11 protein-coding genes and 1 tRNA gene are annotated in these 12636 nt (G+C 67.1%); 1 reads left to right on the top strand and 11 read right to left on the bottom strand.

From position 1 onward, the window contains the following. Positions 1–37: 37 nt before the first annotated feature. The 4 genes from RDV55_RS02350 to RDV55_RS02365 form a co-directional block, all read right to left on the bottom strand. A complete protein-coding gene (locus RDV55_RS02350; protein ID WP_111822714.1) occupies positions 38–631 on the bottom strand; it encodes a 50S ribosomal protein L25/general stress protein Ctc in 594 nt (197 codons plus the stop codon). A gap of 166 nt (positions 632–797) precedes the next feature. Continuing rightward, positions 798–1769 carry a ribose-phosphate diphosphokinase gene (locus tag RDV55_RS02355; RefSeq protein ID WP_111822713.1) on the bottom strand — a complete coding sequence of 324 codons (972 nt, stop codon included), beginning with the start codon at positions 1767–1769 and terminating at the stop codon, positions 798–800. A 24-nt stretch (positions 1770–1793) separates the two neighbouring features. Continuing rightward, complete coding sequence (locus RDV55_RS02360; RefSeq protein WP_111822712.1) at positions 1794–2843, bottom strand: bifunctional UDP-N-acetylglucosamine diphosphorylase/glucosamine-1-phosphate N-acetyltransferase GlmU; 1050 nt, start codon at positions 2841–2843, stop codon at positions 1794–1796. 39 nt (positions 2844–2882) lie between these two features. Next, a tRNA-Gln gene (locus tag RDV55_RS02365) sits at positions 2883–2953 on the bottom strand. Between the two features lie 111 nt (positions 2954–3064). Here RDV55_RS02365 and RDV55_RS02370 point away from each other — a divergent pair. Continuing rightward, positions 3065–3697, top strand: coding sequence for a TetR/AcrR family transcriptional regulator (locus RDV55_RS02370; protein ID WP_111822711.1), 633 nt, complete (start codon positions 3065–3067; stop codon positions 3695–3697). A gap of 113 nt (positions 3698–3810) precedes the next feature. Here the strand turns inward: RDV55_RS02370 and RDV55_RS02375 are convergent, their stop codons facing one another. The 7 genes from RDV55_RS02375 to RDV55_RS02405 all read right to left on the bottom strand — a co-directional run bounded on the left by RDV55_RS02375 (position 3811) and on the right by RDV55_RS02405 (position 12483). Continuing rightward, positions 3811–4086, bottom strand: a complete 276-nt coding sequence (locus tag RDV55_RS02375) for a DUF1540 domain-containing protein (protein WP_048742619.1) — start codon at positions 4084–4086, stop codon at positions 3811–3813. A gap of 690 nt (positions 4087–4776) precedes the next feature. Beyond that, positions 4777–6711: an ABC-F family ATP-binding cassette domain-containing protein gene (locus RDV55_RS02380; RefSeq protein ID WP_111822709.1), complete on the bottom strand. Its 1935-nt coding sequence runs from the start codon at positions 6709–6711 to the stop codon at positions 4777–4779. Next, a complete protein-coding gene (locus RDV55_RS02385) occupies positions 6711–7688 on the bottom strand; it encodes a 4-(cytidine 5'-diphospho)-2-C-methyl-D-erythritol kinase (protein ID WP_111822708.1) in 978 nt (325 codons plus the stop codon). Before RDV55_RS02385 ends, RDV55_RS02380 begins: the two co-directional genes overlap by 1 nt. Before the next feature lie 23 nt (positions 7689–7711). Then, positions 7712–8701: a 16S rRNA (adenine(1518)-N(6)/adenine(1519)-N(6))-dimethyltransferase RsmA gene (rsmA, locus tag RDV55_RS02390; RefSeq protein WP_111822707.1), complete on the bottom strand. Its 990-nt coding sequence runs from the start codon at positions 8699–8701 to the stop codon at positions 7712–7714. A 64-nt stretch (positions 8702–8765) separates the two neighbouring features. Next, positions 8766–9422, bottom strand: a complete 657-nt coding sequence (locus RDV55_RS02395) for a DUF4230 domain-containing protein (protein ID WP_111822706.1) — start codon at positions 9420–9422, stop codon at positions 8766–8768. 364 nt (positions 9423–9786) lie between these two features. Then, the gene (locus tag RDV55_RS02400; protein ID WP_111822705.1) at positions 9787–11226 is read right to left on the bottom strand and encodes an aggregation-promoting factor C-terminal-like domain-containing protein; all 1440 of its coding nucleotides are present in this window, start codon (positions 11224–11226) and stop codon (positions 9787–9789) included. A gap of 96 nt (positions 11227–11322) precedes the next feature. Next, positions 11323–12483, bottom strand: a complete 1161-nt coding sequence (locus tag RDV55_RS02405; RefSeq protein ID WP_111822704.1) for a resuscitation-promoting factor — start codon at positions 12481–12483, stop codon at positions 11323–11325. Between the last annotated feature and the right edge of the window lie 153 nt (positions 12484–12636).

The following is a 12636-nucleotide window of genomic DNA, read 5'->3' on the forward strand; positions in this document are numbered from 1 at the left end:
CCTCGCCCCCTCGTGGAAAGCGTCTGCTACGCGAGTGTCACTCGGCGTCGCCCTCGGCGGGAGCCTCGTCGGCTTCCTCGGACTCTTCAGCGGCGGCTTCCTGGACGGCGACGATGACCGTCTCGGGATCGAGCTCGACCTCAACGCCGGCGGGCAGCGTCAGGTCGGAGACGCGCACGGCGGCACCGGCCTCGAGGCCTTCGATGGAGACTTCGAGGCTCTCGGGGATGGAGGTAGCGGGGGCCTTCACCAGGATGGTGAACTCCTCGACGGAGTGGACGGTGCCGGGAGCGGACTCGCCGGTGACGACGAGGGCGACCTCGACGTCGACCTTCTCGCCGGCCTTGACGGCCTGGAAGTCGGCGTGCAGGATGTCGCGGCGCACGGGGTGAACCTGAACGTCCTTGACGAGGGCAAGCTGGGTCTTGCCGTCGATCTTGAGCTCGACGAGGGCGTTCTTGGTGCCGCGGACGATCAGGAACAGATCGTGGCCGGGAACGTCAAGGTGACGGGGGTCTTGACCGTGGCCGTACAGGACCGTGGGAACCTTGCCGGCGCGGCGGGCGCGGCGGGCAGCACCCTTACCGAACTCGGAACGCTCTTCGGCAAGCAGGACGGGGTTGTCGCTCATGTGTTTTCCTTCGTTTCTCAGGTCCGGCGTCGGTGTCGGCAGAGTGAAGGAAACGCGAGGCATTTCGATTCAGGCCCTGTCGATAACGGCGGATACGGATCCGCCCTCGCCGGAGCAACCCCAATAGGTTACCCCACGGCGAGGGCGGATGTGAAGCGGGAGCCGCTCAGTTAAAGAGCGATGTGACCGAACCGTCTTCGAAGACCTCGTGGATCGCGCGAGCCAGGAGAGGTGCGATGGAAAGGACGGTGAGCTGCTCGAAGCGCTTCTCAACGGGGATCGGGAGGGTATCGGTGACGACGACTTCGGCTGCGCCGGATTCGGAGAGGCGCTTCGCGGCGGGGTCGGAGAGGATGCCGTGCGTGGCAACGACGATGACCTTCTTGGCACCGGCATTGTTGAGGACGTTGATCGCCTCGGTGATCGTGCCTGCGGTGTCGATCATGTCGTCAACGAGGACACATTCCTTGCCTGCGACCTCGCCGACGACGCGGTTCGCGACGGCGACGTTGGGGCGGGTGGTGTCGCGGGTCTTGTGGACGAAGGCCAAGGGCGCGCCGCCCAGCTTCTTCGACCACTTCTCGGCGACACGAATGCGGCCCGCGTCCGGGGAGACGATGGCGGTGTTGGTCAGGTCGACGCGACCGCGCACGTAGTCCACGAGGACCGGCATGGCGAAGAGGTGGTCGACCGGGCCATCGAAGAAGCCCTGTTCCTGCGAGGCGTGCAGGTCGACGCTCATGATGCGGTCGGCACCGGCTGCCCGGTACAGGTCAGCCATGAGGCGCGCGGAGATGGGCTCGCGTCCCTGGTGCTTCTTGTCCTGGCGCGAGTACGGGTAGAAGGGAGCAACCACGGTGATGCGCTTGGCGGAAGCGCGCTTGGCAGCGTCAATCATGATGAGCTGCTCCATGATCCACTTGTTGATGTCGCCCTCGATGGACTGCAGGACGAACACGTCGGCGCCACGAACGGACTCGTTGAAGCGCACGTAAATCTCGCCGGAGGCGAAGTCGTAGGCCGTCACCGGCGAGACCCCACATCCGATTTCCTCGCCCACAGCGTGAGCCAGATCCATGTGAGCTCGTCCAGAAACGAGGACGAGGTTCTTCTCTCCGGTGGTCACCAGTCCGCTCATGCGGTTGTCTCTCCTTGTGTTGGATCAGGCGCGGGGCGCCGCGATCAATGTGCCGATGGTGCTATATGGCGTAACCATCGTATCGGCTGCGACGCAGCCCTGACCGATCCACGCGGTGGGGACCGCAGCGCGGTCCCCAATTTCCGCATCAATCAGCGTGGCGCTAGGACCGATTTCACAGCCGGTCCCAACGACGGTTGTCCCCCGCAGGCAGGTGCCGGGGTAGATGGTGGTATCGGCGCCGACCGCGACGTCGATATCAATCCAAGTGGAGGCCGGGTCGACGATCGTCACGCCGGCGCGCATATGAGCCTCGCAGATGCGGCGGTTCATCTCGGCACCGAGCTCGGCCAGCTGGACGCGGTCGTTCGCACCCGCGCTCTGCCAGTGGTCGGTGAGTTCGAGGGCACCGGCGCTGCGCCCGGCGGGGGCCGCGGCGGCCAGGACGTCGGTCAGGTAGACCTCGCCCTGATCGTTGTCGGTCCCCAGCGAAGCCAGGGAGGCGCGCAGGAAGTCCGCGTCAAAGGCGTAGATGCCCGCGTTGATCTCGTTGATCGCGGCCTGCTCGGGCGTGGCATCGCGCTGCTCGACGATCGCGGTGACCGTGCCCGAGGAATCGCGGATGATGCGCCCGTAGCCGGTGGGATCCTCGACGCGCGAGGTCAGGACGGTCACGGCGTGACCCGCACCCTCGTGGGTGGCGACAAGCTCGGCCAGGGTGCCAGTGGACAGGAGGGGCACATCGCCGTAGGTGACGACGATGGTGCCGCACACGGGCTCGACAGCCTTATCGAGCGCCTCGAGGCCGCACTGGACGGCGCGGCCGGTGCCGGGGATCTCGTCCTGGTCGGCGATGATCGCGCCGGGTAGGACGCGCGTGATCTCCGCGGCGACGACGTCGCGCTGGTGGCGCACAACGGCGACCAGATGCTGAGGGTCAAGGCCGTGGGCTGCGCGCAGGGCGTGTCCGATCATGGACAGGCCGGACAGGGGGTGGACGACCTTCGGGAGGGCCGATTTCATGCGCGTTCCCTGACCTGCGGCCAGGACGATGACGGCGGCGGGGCGAGACATGTTCCTCCTCGGGGTCTGCGGTCCCATCGGGACCGGTCGCTCCGCCCCTAGGATTCGAACCTAGACTAAAGGCACCAAAAACCTCTGTGCTGCCGTTACACCAAGGCGGAATGCGTCCACCGTGATGATACCCGCACCCCGCACGCGCTTTCAAACGCGGACCCCCGCCCGCTGTTCGGTCCTGGCGCTGCTTCGCCGAGGCCTCGTGTGATACTGGGGTCATGGCTGAGAAGAGGACACGAATGAGCGGCTTCGCGCGCCGCGAGCAGCTGGTGTCGGTGGGACGTTCGCTGTTCGCCGAGAAGGGCTTCGGCGCGACCAGCGTCGAGGAGATCGCCTCCCGCGCGAAGGTCTCCAAGCCGGTCGTCTACGAGCACTTCGGGGGCAAGGAGGGCCTGTACGCGGTCGTCGTCGATCGCGAGGTGCAGGCGCTCATCTCCTCCCTCCAGTCCTCGTTGGAGTCTTCGGAGCGGCCGCGCCTCATCTTGGAGAACGCAACCCTGGGCCTGCTCGACTACATCGAGCGCAACACGGACGGCTTCCGCGTGCTCGTGCGCGACGCCCCATCGGACCGCGCTGCGGGGTCTTTCTCCTCCGTCATGGGCGACGTGGCGACCAGCGTCGAGCACATCATCGCCGAACAGTTCAAGCGATCGGACTTCGACGCCACCTGGTCTCCCCTGTACGCGCAGATGCTTGTCGGCCTCATCGCCCAGGTCGGCCAGTGGTGGCTGGACGATCGACGCATGAAGAAGGACGAGGTCGCCGCCCACGTCGTGAACCTCATTTGGAACGGCCAGCGGGGCCTGAGCCCTCACCCGACGCTGCGGGTGCGCTCAGCCGAAGCGCGCTGACTGTCGCTCCGCCGAGAGGGCAGGCGAGGGCGGGCGAGGCCCGCTCCCCCGTTGCACGCACGACGAGGCCGCGGCGGGTTTCCCCAGCCACGGCCTCGTTCGATGAGTGAGACTCAGCGCGCCTCGTAGGAGAGGCAGTCCGCGGTGCCCGCACCGACCGAGATGGAGGCGGCGGTGCACTCGAGGGCGTTGTTGTGCGCGCAGTCGGCCTTCTGGCAGGCGCCGACGAAGGTTTCGGCCTTGGCGAGGCCGCCCTTGACGGTCAGCGGGATGAAGGTCGTGCAGGAGGAGGAGTAGCCGACGGTGATCGCGGCGGCTGCGCAGTTCTTCTCCTTGTTGTAAGAGCAGTCGGTGACGGAGCAGTCGAGGATGCGGGGCATATCTGCCATTGGAGTGTCCTTTCAACGCGGCCCCGAGGGGCCTTCATCTGGCCGGTCGCGGCCGGGTTGGCCGCGCTGTTAACTCCAGTGATACGCCTTTTCGCAACACATCCCAAACGTGACGACTTTTCGTTGCAATTCCAATGGTCTCAACGAGGCTTGTGGGCATCATTTTCGCACCCACTCCATCACTAATTACGCAACAAAATGGGGGGCGTCTTTTGCGTAATTCGGGTAGGTGAGCCTGCGCTGCACAACTGTGGCAAACCTACCCTGATCGGCCCACACGCAAGGTTCAACCCACGCCGCCGAGGGGCAGCGCGGGCGATTGCGTCCCGCAGTCGACAGCCGGGACTACTCAGAACAACCCTCTCAAAACAAACGGTCCGAAAAACCCAGACCCCTCCACACCCACTCCAGCGAGACACTGAAATCTCTTGCAATGACCACGCGATTCTCTCAAAATCGGACGCACGATCACGCATGACAGCAATCCGACCGCGGATGGCAGCAGGATCGCCCTTGATCTCAAATGTCGGAGCACCTTTATGTGTCACACTCACGCTAAATCCCCTGCGCTACTTGTTCCGTTGACAAAGCAGCCGCAGCTAACCTCACCTTCATTGGTCATGGGGATCAGTCCACCCTGCACATTCAACCACTTGATTAGCTGAACATAATCGGTCAGCGCATCAACACTCACTCGAGCAAATCGGCAGCCTCGAGCCAAGCGTCCTCCAGCTCGCCCATCTCGGCCAGAACGTCCTGATGGGAGGCAGACACCTTGGTCAGCTCAGAGACCGCCGAGGGGTCCGAGGCCACCTGGATCGACAGCTTCTCCAGCTTCGCCTCCAAGGCCGAGGCCTCGACTCGCAGGCGCTCCAGCTTACGTTCGATGCGGGCCACCTCCTTCTTGGCCGCGCGCCGCGCCGCTGCGTCGCTCACGCCGCCACCAGTGCTCCCGCGCCCCGCAGTCACCTCGCCCGAGGATGCGTCCGCAGGCTGCGCGGCGCAGCGGGAGGCGGAGCCGGCCTCGTCGCGACGAATGGCGGAGACGAAGACCCCGACGTCGCCCGAGGCCCGCATCTGAAGGTACTGCTCGACGCCGCCGGGCAGCGCGCGGACCTGTCCGTCGCCGAGGAGGGCGACCTGGTGGTCAGTGACGCGCTCGAGGAGGTAACGGTCGTGCGACACGACGACGAGGGTCCCCGGGAAGGTGTCGAGCAGATCCTCCATGGACGCCAGGGTGTCCGTGTCGAGGTCGTTCGTGGGCTCGTCCAGGAGCAGCACGTTGGGCTGGCTCATGAGCAGGCGCATGAGCTGGAGGCGGCGGCGCTCGCCGCCCGAGATCTCGCTGATGCGCGTGTAGGCGCGGGCGCGCGTGAAGCCCATGCGCTCCGTCATCTGGGAGGCGCTGACCTCCTTGCCGTCCACGACGACGGTCTGGGCGACGTCGGCGACGGCCTCGACGACGCGCATGTCCGCGAGCGCGTCGAGCTCGTGCGTGTCCTGGGAGAGGGTGGCGACCTGGACGGTCTTGCCGCGCTTGACGCGCCCCGAGGTGGGCTCGAGGTCCCCGCGCAGCAGGTTCAGGATCGTCGTCTTACCGGCGCCGTTCACGCCGACGATGCCGACGCGCTCGGCGGGGGCCAGGCGCCAGGTGACGCCCTCGAGGATGGACAGCCGCGACCCGTCGGGACGCGCGAAAGACACGGAGACATCCTCGAGGTCGATGACGTCCTTGCCCAGGCGCGCGGTCGCCATCTTCACCAGCTCGACGGTGTCGCGCGGGGGTGGCATGTCGGCGATGAGTGCCTCGGCGGTGGCGATGTGGAACTTCGGCTTGGAGGTACGCGCCGGAGCGCCGCGACGCAGCCACGCGAGCTCCTTGGTGAGCAGGTTGGCGCGCTTGGCGGCGGCCACGTCCGCCTGGCGCAGTCGCTCGGCGCGGGCAAGGGTGTAGGCGGCGTAGGAGCCGTCGTAGATCTCGACACGGCCGGCGATCTGCGGGCGGTCGCCCCCCGGATCGACGCCGGGGACGACCTCCCAGATGTGTTCGCACACGGCGTCAAGGAACCAGCGGTCGTGGGTGACGGCCAGGAGCGCGCCGGACGCGCCGGGGCGGGCGAAGCGGGCGTTGAGGTGGGAGGCCAGCCATGCCACGCCCTCGACGTCGAGGTGGTTGGTGGGTTCGTCCAGGCACACGATGTCGGCTGTGGCGGCCAGGACGCGGGCCAGGGCGACGCGGCGGCGCTGCCCGCCCGACAGGGTGGCGACCAGTGCGTCCGGGTTAATGTCGGCGAGGAGTCCGGCGTGGATGTCGCGCACGGCGGGGTCGGAGGCCCACTCGTATTCCGCCATGCCGGGGTGGACGGCTGCGACGACCGTCTCCTCGGGGTTGAGTGTGTCCGCCTGGGTGAGGACGGCGACGCGCACACCGTCGCGGCGGGTCACCACTCCCCCGTCGGGTTCCTGCGTGCCCGCGACGATGCGCAGCAGCGTGGACTTTCCGGCACCGTTGGGTCCAAGAATACCGACGCGGCTGCCATCGTCGAGGCCGACCGTGACCCCGTCAAGGAGCTTGCGGGATCCGGCGAGGGCGCCGACGTTTTGGGTTCCGAGCAGGTGCGCCATCAGATGGCCTCCGTCGATTCAATGCGGGCACCGCATGCGGGTCCGCAGGTGGGGATCGCGCGCGCGACCGTGGGCACATCGCTCAGGGCGGACGCAAGGCCCTGCGCGTGCTCAGCGTCGCGCGCGAGGGCCGCGACGGTCGGGCCGGACCCGGACAGGGTGACGGCCAGGGCTCCCGCGTCCGCCGCGGCCCTGATCGTCTCTGCGAGCTCTGGCCGTAGGCGCAGGGCGGGTGCCTGCAGGTCATTGACGAGGCAGTGGCACAGCTCCTCGGGCCCCGCGCACAGGGCCGCAACTTCCTCGGGCGTGGGCTCGGCCAAGGCGGGCGCACCCGCCGCGTCGAGACGGTCGAACTCGCGGAACACGTCGGGGGTGGACAAGCCTTCGTGGGCAAGAAGCATCACCCAGTGGTGCTGCGCCCCGGCCTCATCCACCTCTCGCAGGACGCTCATGTGGTCGCCGCGCCCGGTTCCCAGGGCGATGCCTCCGGCCAGGCACGCAGGCACGTCGGCGCCAAGCGAGCGCCCGATGGCCTGGAGCTGTTCGCCGCTCAAGCCCAGCTCCCACAGCTCGTTGCAGGCCACCAGGGCGGCGGCCGCGTCGGCGGACCCACCGGCCATGCCGCCGGCAACGGGGACGCGCTTATCGACGCGGATGCTCAGGCCGGCAGCCGTGGAGGCCCAGGGACCGGCGGCCGCAAGGCGCTGGAGGACGCGCGCGGCGCGTACGGCCAGATGCGTGGCCGGGTCGACGTCGGCCATCGCACGCGTCGTCGCCTCGTCGACGCTACCGTCACTCAGATAAGCGATCGTCTCGACGCGCACGCCGGGTGCCTTGGACGTGCGCACGGTGACGGTCTCGCGCAGGTTCAGGGCCTCGAAGACCGCGACGAGGGGGTGGTAGCCGTCTGGCGTGGGCGCTCCCACGCGCAGGGTTAGGTTGACTTTTCCGGGAGCACTGGCGCGCACTTCACGCATGGCGATCCTTCTGTGTGGTGACGTCAGCGGGCTGCGGTCGAGGGGGCGAGCGTTCCGTTCGCGCGGGCCTCAATAACGGCGCGTCCGAGCTCGACGAACTCGTCGATCGAGAGGGTCTCACCGCGGCGAGCCGGATCAATGCCTGCGGCGGACAGAAGATCCTCGGAGGCCTCGGGGCCGCCCGCCCAGTTCTTTAGGGCGGCGCGCAGCGTCTTACGCCGCTGGCCGAAGGCCACGTCGGTGACCTCAAAGGTGGCGCGGCGCAGCTCGTCGTCGCCACGCGGGGTCTGAAGGCGAGTCAGCCGCACGAGGGCGCTATCCACGCCGGGCACCGGCCAGAACACGGAGCGGCCGATCGTCCCGGCGCGCTCAACCGAGCCGTACCAGGATGCCTTCACGGAGGGGACGCCATAGGTGCGCGATCCGGGGCCCGCAGCCAGGCGGTCCGCGACCTCGGCCTGAACCATGACGACGACGCCCTGGATGGAGGGGAAGGCCTCGATCATGTTGAGCAGGACCGGCACCGCCACGTTGTACGGCAGGTTCGCAACCAGCTTCGTGGGGGCGGGCCAGTCCACGCCGAAGTCATCGACACCGCTGATTTCGGTGGCGTCCATGGTGACGACGTGGAAGCGGTCGGCGGCCTCGCTCATGCGGGCGCGCACGGTCTCGGGCAGTGCGGCGGCCAGGGGCGGGTCGATCTCGACGGCTCGCACGCGCGCGCCGACCTCAAGCAGGGCGAGCGTCAGGGAGCCGAGGCCGGGGCCGACCTCGACGACCTCATCGCCTTCTTCGACGCCTCCCGCGGCGACGATCTTGCGCACCGTGCCCGCGTCGTGCACGAAGTTCTGGCCCAGCACCTTGGTGGGGCGGATGCCGAGCGCCTCGGAGATGGCACGCACCTCGAGGGGGCCGAGCAGACCCGTCTCGGATGGGACGGCACCCTCGGGCAGGGTCGGGTCGATGCGGCGGCGCGTCTCGCGCTGGTTACGGGGGCTGGAGGATCGGCTCACGCTGGCAAGTCTAGTGCACGGGGCCGACGAGGCCGGGGCAAGCGGCGCTGTGAGGCTCGGAGCGTCACGGGGCGGGCGCAGGTGGCAGGACGACGCGCACCTCATACTTGCTGGCCCGCTCACCAAGAACAGCGTTGACCTGCTTCTTCACGATGTCTTCCAGACGCCCCTGCGCCTTGTCGAGCAGTCCCTTGGAGACAGCCTCCTCTGCTGCGGCGGCTTCCCGATCCGCCAGGAATGTGGTGACCTCTGCGACCTCGATCTGGTTAACGATGGAGAAGGACTGGTCGTAGGTCTCGACCGAGGCGGGATCGATGGAGGCGGAGAGGACCTCGACGGCAGGCACGGTCACCGTCACGACATGCCCCGCCTCGTCCACATCGACCTGAATCTGGCTGACATCGGCCACTCCGGCCTTCACCTCTCCCGAATAGGTGATGAGGTAATGGGCGCTCGTGCCCGGCACTTCCATGCCGAACACCTTGGTGCCCTCCTCAGAGTATTTCCCCACCTGGGTGAAGTTGTAGGATTCGGTGGCAAGTTCACCAATGTCGGCGAAGGAGTTTTTCACAAGAGTCGTGTCAACGGTAACGACAGGTTCCGCACCCTGGTCATACCCGGGCCCCAACCCGAGTACCGGGGCAGCCTTCATGCCACCGGCGAATCCTGCACCTGCGATCACCAAAGACGCAGCCAACTTAGCAAGGGGTGATAAACCCATGATGACCTCACTGACACAATTAGGGTGAATATTAGGTAACCTTCATGAGGATTGTATGGTAAGCGTCAAGTTGCCACAACCCCGACACCACGCGGATAGGTTATCGGCGTGCGGATAGGTTATCGGCGTGCGGATAGGTTGTTTTCCTATCCGCATGCGCCTAACCTATCCGCATCTTCACAACCTATCCATATGCCGACGGCGAGCCGGGCACCGCATGCATAAGCTTGCCAACAGCCAGCTCCCCGTCTGGCGCAGCACGCATCCACCTGCCGACCCCAGACGGGCACACGCCCGTATACGCAAACGAAAGCCGGGCCCGACAACCCTCGTTGTCAGGCCCGGCGCTCGGCAGCTCTCAGGCTCAGTACCAGCCCACGGCGTTGGAGTGCGCCCAGGCTGAGCAGGGTGTGCCGTAGCGACCCTTGATATAGCCGATACCCCAGTTGATCTGGGTGATCGGGTTGGTGCGCCAGTCAGCACCGGCCGAGGCCATCTTGCTACCCGGCAACGACTGCGGGATGCCGTAGGCACCCGACGAGGAGTTCTCGGCGTAGGGGTTCCACTGGGACTCGCGATTCCACAGAAGGACCAAGCACTGGTACTCGTTGTCACCCCAGCCCTGACCCGCAACGAGGGGCTTCGCCAGAGAACGCGGATCCTCACCGGAGTAGGTCGTGGGAACCGCACCGGCGGCGGCAGCTGCGGCTGCGGCAGCAGCAGCCGTGGCAGTGTCGGCGTTCTTCGTCTCGGCTGCGATCGCGGCGATCTCTTCCTTCGAGGAGATAGTGCCGAGCTTCGCGCGGTAGCGCACGGAGGTCGTGCCGTCCGCCTCGGTCTTCTCCTCAAGGGTAGCCTTCGGATCAATGCCGGCGGCGACGAGGGCAGCCGGCGTAGCTTCCTTCGTTCCCTCGCTGCGCACCTGGGTAACAGGCTGCGACGTCGAATGCTCGGTGAGCGGCACGGAGGTCAGAACCTCATCGCCATTCTTCTCCTGCCACACCGTCCACGTGGTGACGCCGTTGACGCCAGCCGTGGTCACCTGAGACTCGCCCACGAAAAGATCGGAACTAGTCGCCGTCGTCTCACTAAAGGGGATTTCAACGGTCGTCGTAGCCTCGCCACGGGTCACGCGACTGACGTTGATGGTCAGCTCGCCGTTGGCGCCGGTCGACACGGCCACGCGATCCAGGGCGTGCACGGACACGCCCGACGCTTCGAGAATGGCACGCGCGTCCTGACCGGGGCGCGCGGCGACCTCGCGTGTGGAGCCGTCGACCGTGACCGCGACGTTACGCGCACGCGACACGAGCGGGGTCAGCTCGTCGCGAGACGAGGAGCGGTCCGCCGCGAGGGAGATAGCCGAGCCCAGCGGTGCCGCGTCGGCAAGGATGCTGTCCGCGGAGGAGGCAGTGGTCCACAGGGTGCGAGTCTGGCCATCGACGGTCACCGTGTAGGCCTTGGAGGTGCGCACAACGATCGTGTCGCCGTCACGCACGGCCTCGCCCGGGCCGGGCTGCACGAGGTCGTTGCTGCCGATGCTCACACCGGCAACCTTGAGGGCATCGCCGACGGTGTTGCCCCACGATGTCACGGGGCGGGATACTCCGTTGACCTCGAGCATGACGGAGGTGTGCGAGGCGGCGACGCCGACACCGGCGATGCCGAGGACGCCCGCCGACGTCAGGGCAGCAACACCCAGAACGACGCGCGGAGAGGGGGCAAAGGAGCGCAGACGGCCACCGAGGACGTGCAGGGCGCTGGCGGCGGACGCACTCAGGGAGGTGCTCAGATGATGGCTCACAATTCTCCACTTACTCGCTATCGGTACTGCTGGTTAGCTTAGCGTGAGCGCCCGCTGGCATACCAGGGTCCTGGCGTGCCAGCGGGCAATGTCACGTCAGACGAGGCCGAGCTTGTAGGCGCAGCCCCACTGGCCCCAACCGGAACGCTGCTGGAGCATGCGCGCACGCATGGTCTGTTCCTCGACGGAGGCGTCGGAGGGCAGGCCGCTACCGCCCACGGAGCGCCAGGTCGGCAGCGAGAACTGGTACATGCCGTAGTAGCCGTTACCCGTGTTGATCGACGGGTTGCCGCCGGACTCACACTGGGCGATGGCCGCCCAGATCGCTGCATCGTCACCGGAGACGGCGGCGGGCGCGGAAGCGGACGAGGAGGCCGAGGACGAACCGGAGGACGCCGAGTCGGCGGAGGCCGAGCTTGCGGTTTCCTCGGCCTTCTTGGCCTTCGTGCCCTTGGAGACGATGCGCTTGGTGGGCTCGGTGCGAGTAGTGGATAGGACGGCGGAAACGGTGACGTTACCGTCGATGGTCTCCTGGTAGGTCTCGGTCACCTCGGAGCCGGCCACGCCTTCCTGCACGGTCTTCTCAGTGCCCTCGTCGGCCTCGGCGTCCTCACGTTCTTCGGTCTCGTAGGGGATCTCGGTCGTCGCGGACACGTTGCCGCGCACGACGCGAGCCACGCGCAGGGTGGTCTCGCCTCCCTCGTTTTCCAGGGTGACGCGGTCGATCGGACCGGCGCTCACCCCGGCCTTGTCGAGGATGGCGGTCGTGCCCTCGGAGGACGAGACGACGACGTCAGTCGTGGCACCGTCGGCGATCACGTGGATGGTTTCACCGCTCTCAGCAACGGGCATCTCGGCGCGCGTGTAGGAGCGGTCGGCGGCCATGGACGAGGCGGAAGCAGGCAGGGCCGCGAGCACGCCGGAGATCGACGAGGCGGTGGACCACGCGGTGGTCTGGTTGCCGTCGACCGTCACGTCGTATTCGTTGGCAGTACGCACGACGACGGTGTCACCGCTGGCGACGCGCTGGTCGGAGGCGGGGGCGACGAGGTCGTGGGCGCCGACGGAGACGCCGGCCGTGCTCAGGGCGTCCCCTGCGGTCGTGAAGAAGCCGGACACATCGCGGGTGACGCCGTCAACCTCGACGGTCACGTGACGATAGGAGGTCCCAACGGCTGCGGCAGCGGTGCCGGCCACCAGTAGGGCCGTCGCGGCTGCGACGGAAATGACGGTTGTACGGGAGGGCTGAACGCTCACGTGTCTCCAGACTTTGTAGGTTCCAATTCGAGGACCGCGTCTGCCCGCGTTCCGCAGGTTGCGGCAGGGGCGGGCGGGCAGGCCGAATCGGACTGACACTCCCACCGTAACCAATTTGTTACCGTTGCGCGACCACTTTGACGCAATTCACCA

This window comes from Schaalia odontolytica (assembly GCF_031191545.1).
In the GTDB taxonomy this organism is placed as follows: domain Bacteria; phylum Actinomycetota; class Actinomycetes; order Actinomycetales; family Actinomycetaceae; genus Pauljensenia; species Pauljensenia odontolytica.

Excerpts from the sequence above, each read along its gene's own strand:
- RDV55_RS02380 (WP_111822709.1), bottom strand. The coding sequence starts at position 6,711 with ATGGCGCACCTGCTCGGAACCCAAAACGTCGGCGCCCTCGCCGGATCC.
- RDV55_RS02370 (WP_111822711.1), top strand. The coding sequence starts at position 3,065 with ATGGCTGAGAAGAGGACACGAATGAGCGGCTTCGCGCGCCGCGAGCAG.
- RDV55_RS02395 (WP_111822706.1), bottom strand. The coding sequence starts at position 9,422 with ATGGGTTTATCACCCCTTGCTAAGTTGGCTGCGTCTTTGGTGATCGCA.
- RDV55_RS02360 (WP_111822712.1), bottom strand. The coding sequence starts at position 2,843 with ATGTCTCGCCCCGCCGCCGTCATCGTCCTGGCCGCAGGTCAGGGAACG.
- RDV55_RS02385 (WP_111822708.1), bottom strand. The coding sequence starts at position 7,688 with ATGCGTGAAGTGCGCGCCAGTGCTCCCGGAAAAGTCAACCTAACCCTG.
- RDV55_RS02355 (WP_111822713.1), bottom strand. The coding sequence starts at position 1,769 with ATGAGCGGACTGGTGACCACCGGAGAGAAGAACCTCGTCCTCGTTTCT.
- RDV55_RS02375 (WP_048742619.1), bottom strand. The coding sequence starts at position 4,086 with ATGGCAGATATGCCCCGCATCCTCGACTGCTCCGTCACCGACTGCTCT.
- RDV55_RS02350 (WP_111822714.1), bottom strand. The coding sequence starts at position 631 with ATGAGCGACAACCCCGTCCTGCTTGCCGAAGAGCGTTCCGAGTTCGGT.